This is a genomic window from Arminella tubonensis (assembly GCF_003240585.1).
Taxonomy (GTDB): domain Bacteria; phylum Pseudomonadota; class Alphaproteobacteria; order Rhizobiales; family Rhizobiaceae; genus Rhizobium; species Rhizobium tubonense.
In genome coordinates this window covers 298,756-317,678 of record NZ_PCDP01000001.1, presented here as the reverse complement: position 1 = coordinate 317,678, position 18,923 = coordinate 298,756, and the positions used below count along the sequence as shown (strand labels likewise).

Annotated in this window: 16 protein-coding genes; 7 read left to right on the top strand and 9 right to left on the bottom strand. The window is 60.1% G+C overall.

Translation table 11 applies throughout. The annotated features are described in order from the left end of the window. Nucleotides 1–269 precede the first annotated feature (269 nt). From CPY51_RS01645 to gmk, 5 genes are all read left to right on the top strand, one after another. Nucleotides 270–506: an acyl carrier protein gene (locus CPY51_RS01645; RefSeq protein ID WP_003502080.1), complete on the top strand. Its 237-nt coding sequence runs from the start codon at nt 270–272 to the stop codon at nt 504–506. A gap of 112 nt (nt 507–618) precedes the next feature. Further along, a complete protein-coding gene (gene fabF, locus CPY51_RS01640) occupies nt 619–1,881 on the top strand; it encodes a beta-ketoacyl-ACP synthase II (protein ID WP_111158622.1) in 1,263 nt (420 codons plus the stop codon). A 104-nt stretch (nt 1,882–1,985) separates the two neighbouring features. Continuing rightward, on the top strand, nt 1,986–3,233 hold the full coding sequence (gene mltG, locus CPY51_RS01635; RefSeq protein WP_195909388.1) for an endolytic transglycosylase MltG: 1,248 nt from the start codon (nt 1,986–1,988) through the stop codon (nt 3,231–3,233). 20 nt (nt 3,234–3,253) lie between these two features. Further along, the gene (locus CPY51_RS01630) at nt 3,254–4,141 is read left to right on the top strand and encodes a YicC/YloC family endoribonuclease (RefSeq protein WP_111158301.1); all 888 of its coding nucleotides are present in this window, start codon (nt 3,254–3,256) and stop codon (nt 4,139–4,141) included. Between the two features lie 3 nt (nt 4,142–4,144). Beyond that, on the top strand, nt 4,145–4,807 hold the full coding sequence (gene gmk / locus CPY51_RS01625) for a guanylate kinase (RefSeq protein ID WP_111158300.1): 663 nt from the start codon (nt 4,145–4,147) through the stop codon (nt 4,805–4,807). Between the two features lie 97 nt (nt 4,808–4,904). Here gmk and rsmA read toward each other — a convergent pair whose 3' ends face one another. From rsmA to CPY51_RS01590, 7 genes are all read right to left on the bottom strand, one after another. Then, nucleotides 4,905–5,732, bottom strand: a complete 828-nt coding sequence (gene rsmA / locus CPY51_RS01620; protein ID WP_111158299.1) for a 16S rRNA (adenine(1518)-N(6)/adenine(1519)-N(6))-dimethyltransferase RsmA — start codon at nt 5,730–5,732, stop codon at nt 4,905–4,907. Then, complete coding sequence (gene pdxA, locus CPY51_RS01615; protein ID WP_111158298.1) at nt 5,732–6,757, bottom strand: 4-hydroxythreonine-4-phosphate dehydrogenase PdxA; 1,026 nt, start codon at nt 6,755–6,757, stop codon at nt 5,732–5,734. The genes rsmA and pdxA overlap by 1 nt, the downstream gene beginning before the upstream one ends. A gap of 10 nt (nt 6,758–6,767) precedes the next feature. Further along, nucleotides 6,768–7,709 carry a SurA N-terminal domain-containing protein gene (locus tag CPY51_RS01610; protein WP_111158297.1) on the bottom strand — a complete coding sequence of 314 codons (942 nt, stop codon included), beginning with the start codon at nt 7,707–7,709 and terminating at the stop codon, nt 6,768–6,770. Nucleotides 7,710–7,928: 219 nt separating this feature from the next. Continuing rightward, nucleotides 7,929–10,289: an LPS-assembly protein LptD gene (locus CPY51_RS01605; protein ID WP_111158296.1), complete on the bottom strand. Its 2,361-nt coding sequence runs from the start codon at nt 10,287–10,289 to the stop codon at nt 7,929–7,931. After that, on the bottom strand, nt 10,289–11,374 hold the full coding sequence (gene lptG, locus CPY51_RS01600; protein WP_111158295.1) for an LPS export ABC transporter permease LptG: 1,086 nt from the start codon (nt 11,372–11,374) through the stop codon (nt 10,289–10,291). Before lptG ends, CPY51_RS01605 begins: the two co-directional genes overlap by 1 nt. Continuing rightward, on the bottom strand, nt 11,371–12,546 hold the full coding sequence (locus CPY51_RS01595) for an LptF/LptG family permease (RefSeq protein ID WP_111158294.1): 1,176 nt from the start codon (nt 12,544–12,546) through the stop codon (nt 11,371–11,373). The genes lptG and CPY51_RS01595 overlap by 4 nt, the downstream gene beginning before the upstream one ends. A 109-nt stretch (nt 12,547–12,655) precedes the next feature. Further along, nucleotides 12,656–13,435, bottom strand: coding sequence for a phosphatase PAP2 family protein (locus CPY51_RS01590; protein ID WP_111158620.1), 780 nt, complete (start codon nt 13,433–13,435; stop codon nt 12,656–12,658). 203 nt (nt 13,436–13,638) lie between these two features. Here CPY51_RS01590 and CPY51_RS01585 point away from each other — a divergent pair, with 203 nt between their 5' ends. Both CPY51_RS01585 and CPY51_RS01580 read left to right on the top strand, forming a co-directional pair. Next, entirely contained in the window at nt 13,639–15,135 is a 1,497-nt protein-coding gene (locus tag CPY51_RS01585) for a leucyl aminopeptidase (protein ID WP_111158293.1), read from the top strand. Between the two features lie 19 nt (nt 15,136–15,154). Continuing rightward, on the top strand, nt 15,155–15,604 hold the full coding sequence (locus CPY51_RS01580) for a DNA polymerase III subunit chi (protein ID WP_111158292.1): 450 nt from the start codon (nt 15,155–15,157) through the stop codon (nt 15,602–15,604). A 184-nt stretch (nt 15,605–15,788) separates the two neighbouring features. Here the strand turns inward: CPY51_RS01580 and CPY51_RS01570 are convergent, their stop codons facing one another. Together CPY51_RS01570 and CPY51_RS01565 are read right to left on the bottom strand one after the other, a co-directional pair. Then, nucleotides 15,789–16,715: a Gfo/Idh/MocA family protein gene (locus tag CPY51_RS01570; RefSeq protein WP_111158290.1), complete on the bottom strand. Its 927-nt coding sequence runs from the start codon at nt 16,713–16,715 to the stop codon at nt 15,789–15,791. 99 nt (nt 16,716–16,814) lie between these two features. Beyond that, the gene (locus CPY51_RS01565; RefSeq protein ID WP_111158619.1) at nt 16,815–18,869 is read right to left on the bottom strand and encodes a prolyl oligopeptidase family serine peptidase; all 2,055 of its coding nucleotides are present in this window, start codon (nt 18,867–18,869) and stop codon (nt 16,815–16,817) included. Nucleotides 18,870–18,923 lie beyond the last annotated feature (54 nt).

Sequence of the window (18,923 nt, the reverse complement as noted above, 5' to 3'; positions counted from 1 at the left end):
TCCCTGCAAACGCATGTTGACCAACCCGGTGCTGTCGATTTTCTGGCTTTGCGACAGAGTTAAACCGTGTTAAGCGGGCCATGGCTGTGAACAGTCGTCCCGAAAAATACAGGCGGGCCGTGTCGTTTTTTGTTAAGCGGCAGAGCCTGTTTGAAGGCCGGGTTGAACGAGTTTGCCAATGGCGCCGATAGTAAGGGCGCTGCAGGTTTTAAACAGGGTAGGGATGTCAAACGGCATTCTGATCAGGACATAAGGTCGAGGAAACCGACATGAGCGATATCGCAGAACGCGTGAAGAAAATTGTAATTGATCATCTTGGCGTCGACGCCGACAAGGTTGTTGAAGGCGCCAGCTTCATCGACGACCTCGGTGCGGACTCGCTCGACACCGTCGAACTGGTCATGGCCTTCGAAGAAGAGTTCGGCGTTGAAATTCCTGATGATGCCGCCGACAGCATCCTCACGGTTGGCGACGCTGTAAAGTTCATCGAAAAAGCTCAGGCCTAATCTTTTCTATTCATAAGAGGGCGGGCTCCTAGAGTCCGCCCTTTTTCGTCCGGTTGCGCCGGATCTGAATTTGCCTACGCATGGCATGCAAGAAGACGGGGGGCTGCGGGCGATGAGACGTGTCGTTATCACCGGTACCGGCATGGTATCACCTTTGGGATGCGGCACCGAGGTGTCGTGGCAGCGGTTGATCGCAGGCCACAACGGCGCACGTCTCGTAACCGAATTCGAAGTCTCGGATCTTCCAGCCAAGATCGCCTGCCGTATTCCGGTCGGCGACGGCACCGACGGCACCTTCAATGCCGACGACTGGATGGAGCCGAAGGAACAGCGCAAGGTCGATCCCTTCATCCTCTACGGCATGGCAGCCGCCGACATGGCACTGGCCGACGCCGGCTGGCATCCGAAGACCGACGAAGACCAGATCGCTACGGGCGTGATGATCGGCTCCGGCATCGGCGGCCTGGAGGGCATCGTCGAAGCGGGCTATACGCTGCGCGACAAGGGCCCCCGCCGCATTTCACCTTTCTTCATTCCCGGCCGCCTGATCAATCTTGTCTCGGGTCAGGTATCGATCCGTCACAAGCTGCGCGGCCCGAACCATGCCGTCGTCACAGCCTGTTCCACCGGCGCGCACGCAATCGGCGATGCCGCCAGGTTTATCGCATTCGGCGACGCCGACGTCATGGTGGCAGGCGGGGCCGAGGCTCCGGTCTGCCGCATATCGCTCGCGGGCTTTGCCGCCTGCAAGGCACTGTCGACCCAGCACAACGACGACCCCCAGAAGGCCTCGCGCCCCTACGACCGCGACCGCGACGGTTTCGTCATGGGCGAAGGAGCAGGTATCGTTGTTCTCGAAGAGCTGGAGCACGCAAAGGCCCGTGGCGCCAAGATCTACGCCGAGGTTGTCGGCTACGGTCTTTCTGGCGACGCCTACCATATCACCGCCCCGTCGGAAGACGGCGACGGCGCCTTCCGCTGCATGACGTCGGCGCTGAAGCGCGCCGGATTGACCGCAGCCGATATCGACTACATCAACGCGCACGGCACATCGACGATGGCGGATACGATCGAGCTCGGGGCTGTCGAGCGTCTCGTCGGTGACGCGGCCTCGAAGATCTCCATGTCGTCTACCAAGTCGGCGACGGGCCATCTCCTTGGCGCTGCCGGTGCCATCGAGGCGATCTTCGCAGTCCTGGCGATCCGCGACAATATCGCCCCGCCGACGCTCAATCTCGACAACCCGGAGCGGGAGACGGCGATCGATCTCGTGCCTCACAAGGCTCGTAAACGGGAAATAAACGTGGCCCTATCGAACTCGTTCGGTTTCGGCGGTACCAACGCTTCGCTTGTTCTGCGACGCTATGAGGCTTAACAACAGTTTCTGATCGATCGAAGGCGAGGGTTCGGCTGGACCCAGCACTGTCTTTTGAACCTGTTTTCTGCCGCATTGCTTGGCAAAAATCAGGCGACGACAAGATGAAGGGATTGCCGGTGAACGACACGAACCAGAACGGCGAGGCTGCCGGCGGCAGCGATGGCCAGCCGTCGCAGAAGGGGCCGATCATCCCGAAGTCGGCCAACGAAGCGTTGCGCCCGGAGCGCGTTCCCGAGCCGCCGCGGCGCTCCCGCAAGGCTCGCGGCCAGATCGTCATCTTCCTGAATTTCCTGATGACGCTGGTGGTGTTCGTCTTCGCGCTCGCGATCGTCGGTTTCTACTATGCGATTTCGACCTACCAGGCGCCGGGACCGCTGACGACGAATACCAATTTCATCGTGCGCGGAGGAGCAGGCCTCGCCGAGATCTCCACGCGGCTGGAAGCCAACAACATCATCTCCGACGCCCGTATCTTTCGCTACTTGACTGCTACCCACCTGCGAGAAGGGGACACGCTCAAGGCGGGCGAATATGAGATCAAGGCCGGCGCCTCGATGAACGACATCATGGAACTGATGAAATCAGGCAAGTCGATCCTCTATTCGGTGTCCATGCCCGAAGGTCTTACCGTTCGGCAGATGTTCAACAAGCTGCAGGCCGACCCGATACTCGAAGGCGACCTGCCGTCGGCCTTGCCGACGGAGGGCACCCTCAGGCCCGACACCTATAAATTCTCCCGCGGGACCAAGCGCTCCGAAATCGTCGAGCAGATGGCCGGCGCCCAGCAGAAGCTCGTCGACCAGATCTGGGAAAAGCGCGATCCGGACCTGCCGATATCGAGCAAGCAGGATTTCGTCATCCTGGCGTCGATCGTCGAGAAGGAAACCGGGCTCGCGGACGAACGCGCCCATGTGGCATCGGTTTTCCTCAACCGGCTCAACAAGAACATGCGGCTGCAATCCGATCCAACCATCATCTACGGTTTGTTTGGCGGCGACGGCAAGCCGACGGATAGGCCGATCTTTCAGTCGGACCTGAAGAAAGAAACGCCTTACAACACCTACATCATCAGGGGACTGCCGCCGACGCCGATCGCCAATCCGGGCAAGGACGCGCTTGAAGCTGTCGCCAACCCCTGGAAGAGCCAGGACCTTTATTTCGTTGCCGACGGCTCCGGCGGCCACGTCTTTGCCGCTACTCTGGAAGAGCACAATGCCAACGTGAAGCGCTGGCGCAAAACCCTGGCCGAGAAAGGACAGGACTCGACCAATCTTGCAGTCGACGGCCAGCCCGACGACAATACACCTACGAGCGGCGGCACGACCCCGCAGAAGAAGAAGACGAACTGAACGAAAGATCGGAGGCTCGCATGGCTCTACAGTCCATGACTGGTTTCGCCCGGCGCGAAGGAACGAGCGGGCGCCATCGCTGGGCATGGGAGCTACGGTCGGTCAACGGCAAGGGGCTCGATCTCCGCCTGCGATTGCCGCCGGGCCTCGAGCGACTGGAGGCGGACATCCGCCACCTTGCCTCCGACCATTTCTCCCGCGGCAACATCCAGGCCGGCCTCTCGCTCTCCTTGGGCGAAAATCGCTTTGAAGCCGTGATCAACCAGGATGCTCTGGCAGCGGTGCTTGCCTTGCGTGACCAGCTGGCCGGTGTCGTCGACCCTGCACCGCTCAAGCTCGATACGCTGCTCTCCATCCGCAGCATCGTCGAGTTTCGCGAGGCGGAAGACAGCGAGGACGTGATCGCGGCCCGCGACGGCGACATCATGGCGGGTTTGGAGGGCGCGCTCTTCGATCTGCAGACGATGCGCCAGCAGGAAGGGCGCGCGCTCGGTCATATTCTGCTCGACCAGGTCGAGACCATCGAGACGCTGACGGCCACGGTGGAAAGCGATCCCTCGCGCTCGCAAGCGGAGATCGCCTCGAAGCTGGCAGCGCAGATCGCGGTATTGATGGAAGCAGCACCTGGGCTCGATCGCGATCGGCTGTATGCCGAAGCGGCGCTGCTCGCCACCCGTGCGGATCTGCGAGAGGAGATCGACAGGCTGAAGGCGCATGTCGCCGCAGCTCGCGACCTGATTGCCAAGGGCGGTCCCGTCGGCCGCAAGCTCGATTTCCTTGCACAGGAATTTAACCGCGAATCGAATACAATCTGCTCGAAGTCGAATGCCGTTGCGGTTACCGCCGCCGGAATCGAATTGAAGGTGATCATCGACCAGTTCCGCGAACAGGTTCAGAATTTGGAGTAAGGCATGAAATCGGCGACCTCCTCCCCCACCCAGATCGCCCGGCGGGGGCTGATGCTCGTTATCTCCTCGCCATCAGGCGCAGGAAAATCGACCATCGCCCGCACATTGCTGGATATCGACAAGCACGTCAGTCTCTCCGTCAGCGTCACCACGCGCCAGCGTAGGCCGAGCGAGATTGCCGATGTTCACTATCACTTTGTCTCGCCGCGTGAATTTGAACGCCTGCGCGATTCCGATTCGCTGCTGGAGTGGGCGGAAGTGCACGGCAATTTCTACGGAACCCCGCGCGAGCCCGTCGAGACGGCCATGGCCGAAGGTCGCGACATGCTGTTCGACATCGACTGGCAGGGCGCACAGCAGCTGCAGGAGAAAATGTCGGCTGACGTCGTCTCTGTCTTCATTCTGCCGCCGACCATGACCGAACTGCAGTCCAGGCTTCATCGCCGCGCCGAGGATTCGGAAGCGGTGATCGCCACGCGCCTTGCCAATTCCCGCTCCGAGATCGAGCACTGGCGCGAATATGACTACGTCATTGTCAACCAGGACCTGGACGCAGCCTTCGATTCGGTCCAGTCGATCGTCAAGGCCGAACGCCTGCGGCGCGACCGTCGCCACGGCATGTTCGATTTCGTCCGCGGACTGCTGGAAGAGAATCCCAAGCTTTGAGCAATTCCAGCAAAAGTGCGCAGCGGTTTTGCGCCCGGAATTGCGTAAAAACAAAAAGTTAGAGCGTTTTCGCAATTCGAAGAAAAGCGGAAATGCTCTAGAGGCAGTTCGCCAGTCGGCAGAATTCTTCGACCGACAGCGTCTCCGCGCGGCGCGTCGGATCGATGCCGGCCTTGGCGAGCAACGCCTCTCCGCCGAGTGATTTGACGCTCTGGCGCAGCATCTTGCGCCGCTGGCCGAACGCGGCTTCCGTCACCCGTTCAAGCCTGGCGACGGTGCAGGGGATCGGCTGCAGTCTTGGCGTCAGGTGAACCACCGTCGACGTCACCTTCGGCGGCGGCGTGAACGCCTGCGGCGAGATGTCGAAGGCCATGTAGGCCTCCGTTCGCCAGCCGCAGATGACGCCCAGGCGGCCGTAGTGATTGTCATCCTCGCGGGCGACGATGCGCTGCGCCACTTCCTTCTGGAACATCAGCGTCAACGACTGCCAGAATGGTGGCCAGATCGCCGGCAGCAGCCAGTTGATCAGCAACTGCGTCCCGACATTGTAGGGAAGATTGGCGATGACACGAACGGGACCGTCAGTCGCCAGTGCCGCAAAGTCGATCTTGAGCGCGTCGCCTTCGATAACTTCCAGCCGGCCCGGATAGTGATCGGCGATTTCCGCCAGCGCCGGCAGGCAACGCGGATCGCGCTCGATGGCAATGACCTTTTTCGCCCCGAGCGCCAGGATGGCACGCGTCAGGCCGCCGGGGCCGGGACCAACCTCGATCACCGTGACATCATCCAGGGGACCGGCTGTTCGCGCGACCTTCTGCGTCAGGTTGAGGTCGAGGATGAAGTTCTGGCCGAGCGCCTTGCGCGCATCGAGGCCGTGACGCTCGATGACGTCGCGCAGTGGCGGCAGACCGTCGAGTGCGGCCATCAGCGACGGCTTCCAATCGTGCGGCTTATCTCGGCTGCGAGCTTCAGCGACGCGACGAGGCTCTGTTCCTTGGCGATGCCCTTGCCGGCGATGCCGAAGGCCGTGCCATGGTCGGGCGAGGTCCGCACGAAGGGAAGGCCCAGGGTCACGTTGACCGAGTCGTCGAAGCCGAGTGCCTTGGCAGGGATCAGCGCCTGGTCGTGGTACATGCAGATCGCCACATCGTAGCGCTTGCGGGCATCGTCGTGAAACATCGTATCGGCGGGCAGGGGACCGAATGCATCGATGCCCTCGGCCCGTAGCACTTGTATCGCCGGAGCAATGATATCGGCATCCTCCCTGCCCATCGCGCCATTCTCGCCCGCGTGCGGGTTCAGGCCCGCAACCGCCAGCCGCGGCTGATCGATGCCGAACCTGGTTCGCAGATCTGCAGCGGTGATGCGGCAGGTGGCGATGATCAGCTCGACGGTCAACGCCTTCGGCACGTCCTTCAGTGGGATGTGGATAGTCACGGGAATTGCCCGCAACTTCGGCCCGGCCAGCATCATCACCGGAGTGACCGGCCTCCCGGTGGCGCGGCTTGCGAGATCCGCAAGGAATTCGGTATGGCCGGGAAAGCCGAAGCCGGCCTCGTAGAGAACCGATTTGGCGATCGGGTTGGTAACCACCCCGAGCGCTTCGCCGTTGATGCTGAGCGACACCGCGGTTTCGATCGCAGCGATCGTACCGCGGGCGGTCGCAACATGCGGTTCACCGGCAACCACGTCGACGCCGGCCGGAACCGCAAGTACGGGCAGCGCCTCGGCAAAGGCGTCACAGGCATTCGCTGCATCGGCCTGGCGAAGCGGAACAGTGAGACCCAGCTGGCGAGCCCGCACGGCTAGAACTTCGGGGTCACCGACAAACAGGAAAGGTGGCAGGCCGAGCTCCCGGCGGCGCGTCCAGGCGACGAGCGTGATGTCCGGGCCAATGCCCGCAGGGTCGCCCTGTGTCAGGACAAGGGGTCGGGAGAAAAGGGAGGGCATCGCTACTGGATCAACGGTAGACGATCTGCGCCTTTGAACGCAGCTCGTCGAGATATTTCTTGTCGTTGGCGCTGACCTGCTCTTCGCCCTTCTTGCCAAGATCCTCCGCACGGAACACGGCAGCGGCTGCGACGTCGTCGCTGACCTGGCGTTGCGAGCAAATGGCGAGATATTCGACGCCCTGGTCGGTGACCTGCGAAGCCGTCGTATTGCCGTTCGCCTTTTCTACGAGAGGCTTCCACGCTTCCGGAAGATTGGGCGCAAGGACGCGTCCAAGATCACGCACTGAAACATCGTGCATTGTCGCCGCAAAGACCTTGGCCTGGTCGCAACCGGGGAACTTCGAGCGTGACGCTTCCGCCTCGGCCTTACGCTTGCCGGTGATGGCGCCCTTCTTGGCGGCTGGAATGACGAAAATGATCTGCTTGAGAAAATACTCCGTCGTCACCGGCTTGGTCTTTTCTTCCGTCATGCGCTTGACGAGATCGTCATTGGACATGCGGTTGGAACCGTAGCGGGCATTGACGACGCGGGGCCAGCTCATGGACACAGCGATGTAGCTCTTGAAGTGCTCGACGCCGACGCCTGTCTTGTCGAGCACCTGGCTCAGCTGCGCGGTGGTCATCTTGTTGCTGCTGGCAAAACGCGCAAAGGCCGCATCGACCTCCTGCGTCGTCACCGACATGCGTACGCGACTGATTTCCGCGCGCTTCAGCGTTTCGTTGACGAGCTGCTCTTGAGCGGTCTTGTTCAGCTCACCCTTTTGATGCTGCAACTTCAGGAAGTTGGTGCGTTTGGCGATATCGCCGCTGGTGATGATGTTGCCGTCGACGATCACCTTCACGCCGGTGTCCGCCAGCGCCGCGCCGACCTGCGGCCCGACAAAAGTTGCCATTGTCAACGCGATTGCGCCGAGCACGACCGCGCGCATCGGTGTCCTTATAGAAAACATCAACAACTCCTCCGAAAGGTCTTGTCTCGCGCAATGGCATTCCTGATGCCCCTGCACGATGCAGGCGATTTTTTGTGCCATACGTCTACAGCAAGCATGTGGAATTGCACAATCCTTGCGGCGAAACAATGACAGCGTTTTGGGAGGGTTTGGGGCTTCTGCAAGGGGATGACATAGTCGATCGGGTCGAAAATGCCCGATCGACTATTGTTCTCGATCTCAGAACGTCGTGTCGCCGACATTGCCGATGTTGACGTCACCGAGCGTGCGGAATGTCAGGCGCGCGCCGATCGTCCAGTCGCTGGCCGTCTGGTTGGCGGTGTCGCTCTTCGAAAGCCATGCGATGCTGAAGACCGTGCATTCGTCCGAATAGGACATGCCGATACCGCGCCGCGTGACGTTGTTGTTGTTCAAGTCATAGCTGACCGTGCCGAACACAGCCCAATAATCCTTGAAGTTGACCTGCGCACGGGTCTGGATTTCGTCCTGATCCGTCGTGAAGCCATATTCCGGCTGCGCCTTGATATGGGTGTAGGTCACCGATGTCTGGAAATCCGGGTTCGAATAACCAAGTGTCGTGTCGCCGCGATTGAAATCGAAGTCTTTATGGTCGAGGCGGTAGGATCCCGTCAGCGAGATACCTTGCGGTGTGGTCAGGCTTGCCATGGTGACGTAGTCGGAGACGCTGTCCTCAAGGCCTGATTCGGCGCCGGCATTGACGAGGTCGTCGCTGGCGAACGAGTTCTTGCCAGCCACTTGGTAGGATTGGCCGAAGATGCTCTGGATCTGATAGCCGCTGTCGAAGCTGCCGGTATACCGCATGCCGACATTGGCGCGTGTGCCGCCTTCCTCACGGTCGTAGCCGGAAAACTTGTCTCGGCTGAACAGATTGCTCGCATCGAAGACGAAGCTCTGCGCATCCTCGTTCGGCAGACGACCGGCAAGCTGTTCGTCGTTCCGCGCGTAGAACTGTGCGATCGGTTCGAAGACATGCGTGCTGTTGCTTGTCGAGACCAGGATCGGATATTTGGCTTCGAACCCTGCCGTGAGCAGTCCGCGCGTGGCGGTGCTGTTGTCGTCGTAATTACCGTCATAGCTGAAGGCCGAACCGAGGGTACTCGGCGAGTCCATGCCTAGGCCAAAGGCGTCGCCACGCGCAGCCAGAAGCGGCGTGAACAGCAGGCCTTGTTCCGTTGTAAAGGTGCGCTGCCATTGGAGTTCGGCGCTCAGCCGGCTCGTGTCGCCTTTGAGCCCGAGGAAACGATCCTTGCTGGTAAGTGAGCTGAGATCCAGTGCAGAGGCCGTATTGCGGCTGAGGTTGGTGAAGTTCAAGTTCGCGGAGAGCTCGCCGCCGGCGACAGGTTTCGGATCGACATAGTGATAGTCGATAACCGGATAGACGATTGCCTGCTGCTTTTGCGCGACGCTGTTGTTATCGGCGTTCTGCTCTTGGTAATAGAAAGCACGCATATCGAAGTAGTTGCGCTCGCCGATCCCGGTCAAATAGATGTCGTTGGTGTGGGTGCTCTGGCTGAGACCCTCAAGACTGTAGGTGCGGGCGAAGTTGTTGTCGCTCTGCGCCATCACGTCCCAACCAAAGGACCAGCGTGGATTGATCTGGAAATCGCCTTTCGAGGCGATCATGCCACGCGTCGTTGCCTCGGCGTCACTGGTATTTGCGGTAAACGCATCTGGCTTGTTCTGGTCGATACCGGCGGCGCGGATCGTATATGTACCGTTTTCAAGGCGCTGACGGAATTCGCCCTCGAGCAGGAAGCCCTGGGTCGTATATTCGGTCGCGCTCACCGTCGCGTCCATGCTCGGCGAGATGACGTAGTAATACGGAACCTTGACGCCGAAGCCGAGATTCTCGGATACGCTGAAGCTCGGGAACAGGAAGCCGGATTTCCGCTTCACCGTATTGTCGGGAACGACCATCCACGGGATGTAGGCGATCGGCTGCCCGAACAGTTCGAATCTTGCATGCTCGAGCCGGACGGTGTGTGTCACTCCGTCCTGCACGACGCGCTGTGCCTTGACCTGCCACAGCGGCGCCTTGCCAACCTGGGTACAAGGCAGGCAGGCGGTGTAGATGCCCTTGGTCAGGACGATCTGCGTGCCTCCGACGCGCTCGCCCTTCTGGGCGGCCAGACGGGTATTGTCAGGCATTTCGATGCGCATCGCATTGACGAAGCCATCGGAGAAATTGTCGGTGACATCCATGTTGTCACCATACATGCGATTACCGTCGGGGCTGACCAGCTCGATATTGCCGGTTGCCGTCATCCGGCCGGTTTTTTGATTATATTCAACACGTTGGGCTACAAGCTTGTAGCCGCCATAGTTGATCTGCACCGCACCCTTGGCGGTAACGGTCTGGTCGTCCCTATTGTAGATCAGCTCGTTTGACGAAAGAACAAGCTTGGCATCTGCCGGCACCTTGACGTTCATCGATTTCACGGGTGTGCTGTCCTGGCCGTATACGACGGCAGGACTGCTCACGACATACGCACTCAGAGCCGCGCCCGTAAGCAGGGCAGCCATAAGTTTCCTGATAGGTTTGCGGTTCGATACCGCCACTAGCCGTCCTCCTGATGAAGCAGGATCGTCGCTCCGATTGCCAAGGCGACGATCACTGGAATCCAGGTCGCCACAAAGGGGGGAACCACTCCGCTGCTTCCGAATGCTTTTACAAGCACGGTGACAACATAAAGCACGAAGCCTGAGAGGATTCCACCCAGAATCACGGAGCGCGATTGGTTGAATCTACTGAATTTTAGGGACACGGTTGCCGCGATGAGAGTCATTGCTACCAGGAGCAATGGCTGCGACAGCAACGAGTTAAATTGCGTCTCTAACGCCTTGGTTGAGATACCGAAAGACTTTGCAATCGCTATTCGATTAGAAAGATCATAAAAAGCAATGGTTTCAGGCTGCGTCAAACGCTGCGCAACGAAATCCTGTTTCAGATTGGTGCGCACCTGTACCGAGCCCAGGTGCGTCGGGATTTCGCCAGGCCGGCGCTCGACAACAGTCTTAAGCAACCAGTAACCATCTTCCAACTTAGCCGATGCGGCATCCTGCCGGAGCACGATGTCGTTGTGGGAATCGAAGTGGATAAACACCGGGTTTGTCAGCAACATTCCATTCTCGGTAAATGCCTTGGCGCCGATGATGACGTCGTCCCTGCCGCTGATCTGGCGTAGCCATGGGACCGTCAGCGTATTGCGGTAGGACGGGTCGCCGCGCAGGTCGCCTTCCATCGCTTCCGATTGCCTCTGCCCCCAGGCAGCCACGGGATTGAGCGCCAGCATCGTCAGGAGGCCGATCAGGATGGCACCGACCACGAAGGGGGTCATGAACTGCCAGACGGAGATGCCGGCTGCGCGCGCGATCACCAGCTCGTATCGCCTGTTGAGGGCGATCAGAACCGTCATGCCGACAAACAGCGCAATGAACGGTACCGTCTGCTGAATGATCAACGGCAGCCTCACCGCGGTCATCAGCAGGCCGACGCTCACCGAATATCCTGGAAGACCGGCAAGCCGACCGGCGGTTTCGCTGAAGTCGACGAGGAAGACGATCGAGATCACGCCCAGGAAGAACCAGAAGGTGGTGACCATGTAGCGCACGAAGAAATAACGACCGAGCGTACCGAAAATCATGCGCCGCCTCCGGTCGAACTGCCCCGTGCGGCAAAGAACGCCTGAAGCCTCAGCCAAATTCCGCTGACGCGAGTACGGATCGTTATCGGCATGGCTCGCTTCTTGGTGCGAACGAGCAGGATCACGGCGATGATGATCGCGCCGATATTAAGCCCGTAGAGAACACCGATGAAATTCGGATTGTTCTCGATCTGGTTGGCGGCATAGAAATCCGCCCAGCGAAGGGCGAATGCCAGCGTCAGCGCCGAGACCATGGGATGCAGGCGGGCTTCGCGGTGCGATCGCGCATCGCCGGCAATGACCAGTGAAAACAGTGCGAAAATGGCCGGCAGCGCCCATTCGGTCAGGCGGCGATGCAGCTCTGCCCTATAGCCGGCCGGCTTTGCCTTGTAGTCCGCGTCGTTCGGATCGGGATTGAGAAGAAAGCCCAGATCCCGGTCGCCTGAGCGAAGCGTCGCCTGCCCACGGCTCTGGGTCAGGTCAGAGAGATCGAAGGAATAGGAGTCGAACTTGATCACCGAGACATTGCCATCGGCCGTCTTGCGGTGAACTTCGCCATCCCGCATCAATAGCGACGTGCCGCTCGGATCCACGGCACCTTCCTTGGCATAGTAAAGAAGGTCAAACGCGGGATCGCGCGAATCGGCGACGAACAGGCCCTTCAGGATTCGTCCGGAAAGCCGCTGCGATATCTGCACGTAGAGGCCGTCCTCGATTCGCCGGAAATTCTTTTCCTCGATAACCGTCGACAGAAGGTCGGCATAGGCTTCCGCCACCATCTGGCGGGCAACGACGCGAGCTTTCGGTTCCACGGCGTTGTCGACGATGAAGGAGAACAGGCTGATGCCGATGGCAAGCAGCATGATCGGCCGGAAGATGACGCTTCGGTTGGCGCCGGCCGCTTCCATGACGGTCAGCTCCGAATCGTTGTTCATAGCCGTCAGCGTCTGCGTGATGCCGATGACGAGGGCGAACGGCAGCACGATGGGAATGATGGTCGGCAGGATAAGTGTGGCAAGCTTTGCGAAGGAGCCGATCGACTGGCCGCTGTCCGTCACGAGATTGATTCGCTGCAGCACCTGGGTGGTCCAGATGATGGCAAGCACCGGCAACAGCGCCACCAGAAACATCAGGCCGACACGCCGAAGGATATATGTCTCAAGTAACTTCATGCCGGCCCTTGAATGCGAGGCCTTGCTGCAGCGCGAAGCGACAGCGAGGTTTCATCCTCCTCTACGCTCATTGTTATTTTTTTGCGACAACCCGTTTGAGAAAATTTCGTTAAACTTTGGAAATTTTTTCGCTGTGTGTCGTTTGAGATAGAGCGAAAAGGCCGGCGCATACGACAAGGGAAGAAAGCCAGCCAAGCACGGCATCCGACAGATAGTGCCCGCCGAATGCGACCCTCAATGCGGGCGTGAGGATGGAAACAGCGACGATCGGCAGGGCAAGCGCCGAGCGCGCCGGCTGCGGAATGATGAAAATCAGGCAGAACAGCCATCCAGCTGACGCAGCCTCGCCTGAGATGAAGGAGCAGTTGGTGACGCATTTTCCAGCGAACGATCCCGCGTGCACGAAATCGAGCATCCCTCCGAACAGGTCGGTTTGACGCGGACGCGGCCGGCCTGAAAATGTCTTCAGTCCAAAATTGACGAGCACGATAGGTCCGACGATCAGCGAGCCGAGCGCTACCTTCAGATTGCGGGCTGTTGCAGCTTTGTAGGTGGCGCCGTGATGCTGCAGGCAATTGAAGAGTATCCAGCAGATCGCCCCGGCGACGACATAGGGAAGCAGGAACAGGGCTTCTCGCAGGGCGCGAAGATAGGGATCGTCACCGTAGGGAAAATATCCGCAGATCTTCGGCGTTGCCGCGAGCGTCGTGCATTGCTGCTGTTGGAAAAACATCCGGGCAACTGCGAGGTCGATCTGCGGAAAGGCGCTGAAGACGGCAAGCAGCAGCCACCATAGGCAAAACAGGATGACGAAGACATCGCCCGCGGTACGCGGCCTTAATAATGTGCGAGACGTGCCGCGTCCATCGGCGTCAAAATCGATAATCAAAACACTGGTCCACGAAAATATGCCGACATGCACGGAAATAGGTGTGCTGGCTAAAAACATTATCATAGCCAACGATGACAGGAATTTGAAGGGGCTTGCGTGTTTGTTCCGGGTATTGCTCGCCGCAAGCTTGTATTCGTTTTCGAAACCCTGAATGATCGCGGGGTAAGATATTGCACCTACGCGCATTTACCGGAGTAGACATGTCAGTGAAATTCGAGATTTCCTTTGCCAAATCGGCACGGCTCAACGGCGGCCTCGCTATTCTCCTTAAAGATATCGATGCAGAGTTGCCCTCCGGTGCGGCGACCGCCGATCCTGCAAATATCTTTGCCAAGGCCGCGCGGGTCGCCCGTTATCAGGGGAAGGGACTGAATTCACTCGATATCGTTGCGCCGGAAGGCTCGCCGGCTGACCGCATCGTCGTCATCGGCACCGGCAAGTATCAGGAGCTGTCTTCTCACGATTGGCTCAAGCTCGGCGGCAGCGCCGCTGCGCGCGTCAAGAATGTCGACAAGGTCGCAATCTTTCTGGACGTGCCCGGGGTTGAGGCCGGCGGCAAGGCCGCCGCGGATTTTGCGCTCGGCATGCTGATGCGCGCCTATAGCTTCGATACCTACAAGACCAAAAAAAATGACGACGATGACAAGGTGAACGGACAGAAGCCGGTCAAGGTCACGATCGTTACCGAAACTGCCTCCGCGGCGAAGAAGCTGTTTGCCGATTCCGAGGCGATTGCCGCAGGTGTCAACATCGCCCGCGACCTCGTCAACGAGCCGCCGAATGTGCTTGGCCCCGTGGAGTTCGCGGCCAAGGCCAAGGAGCTCGAAAAGCTCGGTGTCGAGGTGGAAATCCTGACCGAACGCGAAATGCGCCGGCTCGGCATGGGCGCGCTGCTCGGTGTCGCGCAGGGCTCCGTTCGCCCGCCGCGCCTGGCTGTCATGCAGTGGAAGGGAGGCAAGTCCAAGGACAAGCCGATCGCTTTCGTCGGCAAGGGCGTCGTCTTCGACAGTGGCGGCATTTCCATCAAGCCTGGGGCAGGGATGGAAGACATGAAGGGCGACATGGGCGGCGCTGCCGCGGTCACCGGCCTGATGCACGTGCTTGCCGCGCGTAGCGCCAAGGTCAATGTGGTCGGCGTCATCGGCCTGGTCGAGAACATGCCGGATGGCAATGCGCAACGCCCCGGCGACATCGTCACCTCGATGTCCGGGCAGACGATCGAGATCATCAACACCGACGCCGAAGGCCGCCTAGTTCTGGGCGACGCCCTCTGGTACACCAACGACCGCTTCAAGCCGCAGTTCATGATCAATCTGGCAACGCTGACTGGCGCGATCGTGGTGGCGCTGGGCAATCTGTATGCCGGCCTGTTCTCGAATGACGACAATCTTGCCAATCAGCTGTTGTCTGCCGGCCTCTCGACCAATGAGCGTCTCTGGCGCATGCCGCTTGGGAAAGACTACGACAAGCTGATCGACAGCAAGTTTGCCGACATGAAGAATACCGGCGGGCGAAGCGCCGGATCCGTGACCGCGGCGCAGTTCCTGAAGCGCTTCGTCCAGGAGACGCCATGGGCGCATCTTGATATCGCGGCCACGGCGATGGGCTCGACGATGGACGAGATCAACCAGTCCTGGGGCTCGGGTTTCGGCGTGCGTCTGCTCGACGAGCTGGTCCGTGCGAATTACGAGCAGTGATCGGAATACGGATAGCGATGTGACTGAGGTTCTCTTCTATCACCTGACCGAATCGAAGCTGGAAGACGCTCTGCCGCCGCTGCTCGACAAAAGCGTGGAGCGCGGCTGGCGGGTTGCTGTTCAGGCGCGAGATGCGGCAAGGCGCGATATGCTCGATGCGCATCTCTGGACATTTCGTGAGGACAGCTTCCTGGCGCACGGCACCGATGAAGGTGACATGCCGGATCGCCAGCCGGTCCTGCTAACATTGTCCGACGAAAACCCCAATGGCGCCACGGTCCGCTTTTTCGTCGATGGCGCCGAGGCTGCCTCGCTCGACGGCTACGACCGCATTGTCTTCATGTTCGACGGCTACGACGAGGAGCAGTTGCAAGGCGCCCGGGCGCAATGGAAGAAGCTGAAAGGCGAAGGCCACGCGCTGACCTACTGGCAGCAGACCCAGGAAGGGCGCTGGGAGAAAAAGGCTTAGAGCAATTCCAGCAAAAGTGCACAGCGGTTTTGCGTCCGGAATTGCGTAAAGACAAAGAGCTAGAACGTTTTCGCGATTCGAAGAAAAGCGGAAATGCTCTAGAGGCTGCCGCTCAAATGGCCCTGAATACAAAAGGCCCGGCTGGATAACCGGGCCTTTCGCGTTGCCGAACGGCGCTTTCGGCTCAATCGTGGAACGCTTCCACGAACTTGCGGCGGCCGAGCATGAAGGCGTCGGCGACGTGGCGGAGCGGGGCGAGGTCGACGTCGGATGTGCCTGCCTTGACGATCTCGGCGAAGCGGCGGTAGAGCGACGGATATTCCTGTTCCGGCTCCGACGACTTCAATTCACCGTTGATCGTGAGCTTGGCGCCCCCGTCGGCCAGAACCATCTGTCCCGCATCGGTTTCGGCCACGATATCCCAGCTCTGCTTGCCGGTCTGGCGCCAGTCGAACTCGGCGTGAATCGGCAGGTCGTCGGCGTTCTTGAAATGCAGGTCGGCTGCGATCGGCGCGTCGCGATTCTCCGGGAATTCCAGCGTCGCGCCGGTGAGGAAGATGGCCTTCGGCAGGATGTGGGTGACGATCGAGAGCGCGTTGATACCAGGATCGAATACGCCGAGACCGCCCGCCTGCCATATCCATTCCTGGTTCGGATGCCAGTGACGGACGTCTTCCTTCCAGATGACATGGACGCTGTTGATTTTCGTTGAGCCGAGGAACGACTTGGCCGCCTCTACGGCCGGCGCGTAGCGAGAATGCCAGCTGGCAAACAGCGACACGCCCTTCGATTTCGCCAAGTCTTCGAGGTCAGCCACCTCGCTGAGCGTTGCACCCGGCGGCTTTTCGAGGAAGACGTGCTTTCCGGCCGAAAGCGCCTTGTGCGCTGCCTCGTAGCGATACTGCGGTGGCATGCAGAGCGACACGGCGTCGATCGCGGGAACGGCTTTCAGCATGTCCTCAATGGCGGTGAAGCTTTCGATGCCGTCGACCGTGCCGTGGCGGCTGGCAGTCGCAATCAGCTTGAAATCCGGATTGGCGGCGATCGAGGGCAAGTGCTGGTCGCGGACGATCTTGCCGACGCCGACGATGGCGAGATTGATGGGGGACATGGTGCTTCGCTCGGTTGTTAAAGTATGATTTATCGGCGCTGTTTTAGCAGAAAGCAGCCTAGGGACAAGGCGAGCTTTCGGCCACCGATGGCTTTATGCTCATCCTTGCTCGCCAGGCTTCACAATCGTCCGCCTCAGGAAGCTGTAGCCCATGGCGACCCGCGCCGCGCGCTCAGCGGTATCGCCGTCGCCCCCATGACCACCCGATCCGAATTCGTGAAACAGCGGATGGTGCCCCGCTTCTTCGAGCCGCGCAGCAAAACGCCGCGCATGCGAAGGATGAACGCGATCGTCGTTGCTGGAACTTTCGATATAGATCGGCGGATAGCTGATCTCGGCAGTCTGCTTGACGTTGTGCAGCGGTGAATAGGACAGCAGGTAGTCGAGATCGGCCGGCTCGTCGGGATTTCCGTATTCGTCCATCCAGGCCTTGCCCGCAGGAAAGAGATGGAAGCGGCTCATGTCGAGCACCGGCACTTGGCACCAGACGGCACCGAAATCTTGCGGGTAGCGCGTCAGCATCACGCCAGTCAGCAGTCCGCCATTGCTGCCGCCGTTGCAGGCGATCCGGGACGGTGTCGTGAAGCCGCGCGCCACGAGATCCCGCGCGACCGCGGCAAAATCTGCGAAAGCCCGATGCCGCCCATGACCCTTGGCTGTGCGGTGCCAGTTCGGCCCGAGCTCGCCGCCGCCGCGGATATAGGCCTGCACATAGGCGCCGCCCTGTTCGAGCCAGCGACCGGTGACGCCGGAATACTGCGGCTGCAGGGAAACATCGAAACCGCCATAGCCGTAGAGCAGCACCGGCAGTTCGCCTCTCGTCCAGTCCCGCGGCAGTACGATCCGATAGGGCACCTTCGTCCCGTCTTCGGAGGTCGCTTCCAGCAGCTCGGACGTCATATCAGTCGCGTCGAAATAGGCCGGCGCTTCAGCGACGGGCAAGAGTTCCAGTGGCTTGCCTCGGTCGGAGAGGTTCAGCTGAAAGCTGGCGGATGGCTGCAGGAAGCCCTCGCCATAGACCTGAAGCGTGTCGTCGCCGAGGTTCAGATCGGCATGGAGCGGGCGCGCCTGCACTGTCTGCAGGTTCTCGGGAAGGGCGATCTCGCGGATGTCGGCGTCCGGCATTGCAAGATCGAGTACGAAGAGGCGCGGCCGCAGATTGTCCGAGATCACGAAGACGCACCATTCGCGCATCAGCATGAATTGCTGCACGGATTGCCGGTCTCCAGGAGCAAACAGCACCCGTGGCTGCGCGCCATCGGTCTCGAAGGGCCGCCGCGGAAGCTGCTGCAGGATCAGGCTGCCGGCACCGACCCGCTCGTCGGTCTTCGCAAGCCAGAGGCAATGGCGGTGATTGATCTGGAGATCGATATCCCTCGGAAGATCGATGCGTCGCAATGTGGCGTCCGCGTCCTCGATATAGGCGCTGCAGCTGCCGATATCGTGGCCTGTTATGAAGATGCGGATGAGCTCTGGGCTCGGCTCCGGGCTATTGGGAAGATCGACGATCGTGCAGGCGCCGTAAACGTCGGTATCGGCGGCCTCGAAAAGGATCGGCGCGTCAGCGGGATCCTGACCGCGCTTGAGCTTCCGCCCAACCCGCGGCCACCCCGACTGCGTGGCGGAGAAGCGATCGATCGAGCCGAAATAGGCGATCTCGTCGCGGCTGAGCCAAGTCGCGTGCGCGCGAACCGGCGGCGTGTCGAAGCCACCGGCGACGAAGCTTTTCGTTTCGCAATCGAACTCCAACAAACGCACGAGATCGGAACCGCCGTCGGAAAGGCATAGAAGCACCAGCGTCGGCTCCCAGGGACAGGTGACCGCACCCCGCCAGATCCAGCGTTTGCCCTCCGATGCGCAAAAAGCATCGAGATCGAACACCGGCTCCCATGGTGCCGACGGTACCGGCGAAAGCTCCGCCGGCAATCTTTGCCACACGCCGAGCGGATTGCCTTGGCTGCGGCGAAAGTCGAACAGCCATTTCCCCCGGCGCACCGCATAGATCAGCCGGTCATCGCGCTCGATCATTGCCTTGATCGCGTTTTTGTCGGCTTCGAATTCCGGCGTGATCAAGGCCCGGTCGGACAGCGCGTTTCTCTCTGCGACAAACAGCAATGTCCGCGGATCGTCGTCTCGTTCAAGATGCAAATTCATGGAATATCCGTTGAACAAAGGAAGATTTCGAGCAGGCCGGATCAAAGCAAAATG

Excerpts from the sequence above, each read along its gene's own strand:
- lptG (WP_111158295.1), bottom strand. The coding sequence starts at position 11,374 with ATGATTTTCGGTACGCTCGGTCGTTATTTCTTCGTGCGCTACATGGTC.
- CPY51_RS01595 (WP_111158294.1), bottom strand. The coding sequence starts at position 12,546 with ATGAAGTTACTTGAGACATATATCCTTCGGCGTGTCGGCCTGATGTTT.
- mltG (WP_195909388.1), top strand. The coding sequence starts at position 1,986 with ATGAAGGGATTGCCGGTGAACGACACGAACCAGAACGGCGAGGCTGCC.
- CPY51_RS01565 (WP_111158619.1), bottom strand. The coding sequence starts at position 18,869 with ATGAATTTGCATCTTGAACGAGACGACGATCCGCGGACATTGCTGTTT.
- gmk (WP_111158300.1), top strand. The coding sequence starts at position 4,145 with ATGAAATCGGCGACCTCCTCCCCCACCCAGATCGCCCGGCGGGGGCTG.
- CPY51_RS01630 (WP_111158301.1), top strand. The coding sequence starts at position 3,254 with ATGGCTCTACAGTCCATGACTGGTTTCGCCCGGCGCGAAGGAACGAGC.
- CPY51_RS01570 (WP_111158290.1), bottom strand. The coding sequence starts at position 16,715 with ATGTCCCCCATCAATCTCGCCATCGTCGGCGTCGGCAAGATCGTCCGC.
- CPY51_RS01610 (WP_111158297.1), bottom strand. The coding sequence starts at position 7,709 with ATGTTTTCTATAAGGACACCGATGCGCGCGGTCGTGCTCGGCGCAATC.
- CPY51_RS01585 (WP_111158293.1), top strand. The coding sequence starts at position 13,639 with ATGTCAGTGAAATTCGAGATTTCCTTTGCCAAATCGGCACGGCTCAAC.
- CPY51_RS01645 (WP_003502080.1), top strand. The coding sequence starts at position 270 with ATGAGCGATATCGCAGAACGCGTGAAGAAAATTGTAATTGATCATCTT.
- fabF (WP_111158622.1), top strand. The coding sequence starts at position 619 with ATGAGACGTGTCGTTATCACCGGTACCGGCATGGTATCACCTTTGGGA.
- pdxA (WP_111158298.1), bottom strand. The coding sequence starts at position 6,757 with ATGCCCTCCCTTTTCTCCCGACCCCTTGTCCTGACACAGGGCGACCCT.
- rsmA (WP_111158299.1), bottom strand. The coding sequence starts at position 5,732 with ATGGCCGCACTCGACGGTCTGCCGCCACTGCGCGACGTCATCGAGCGT.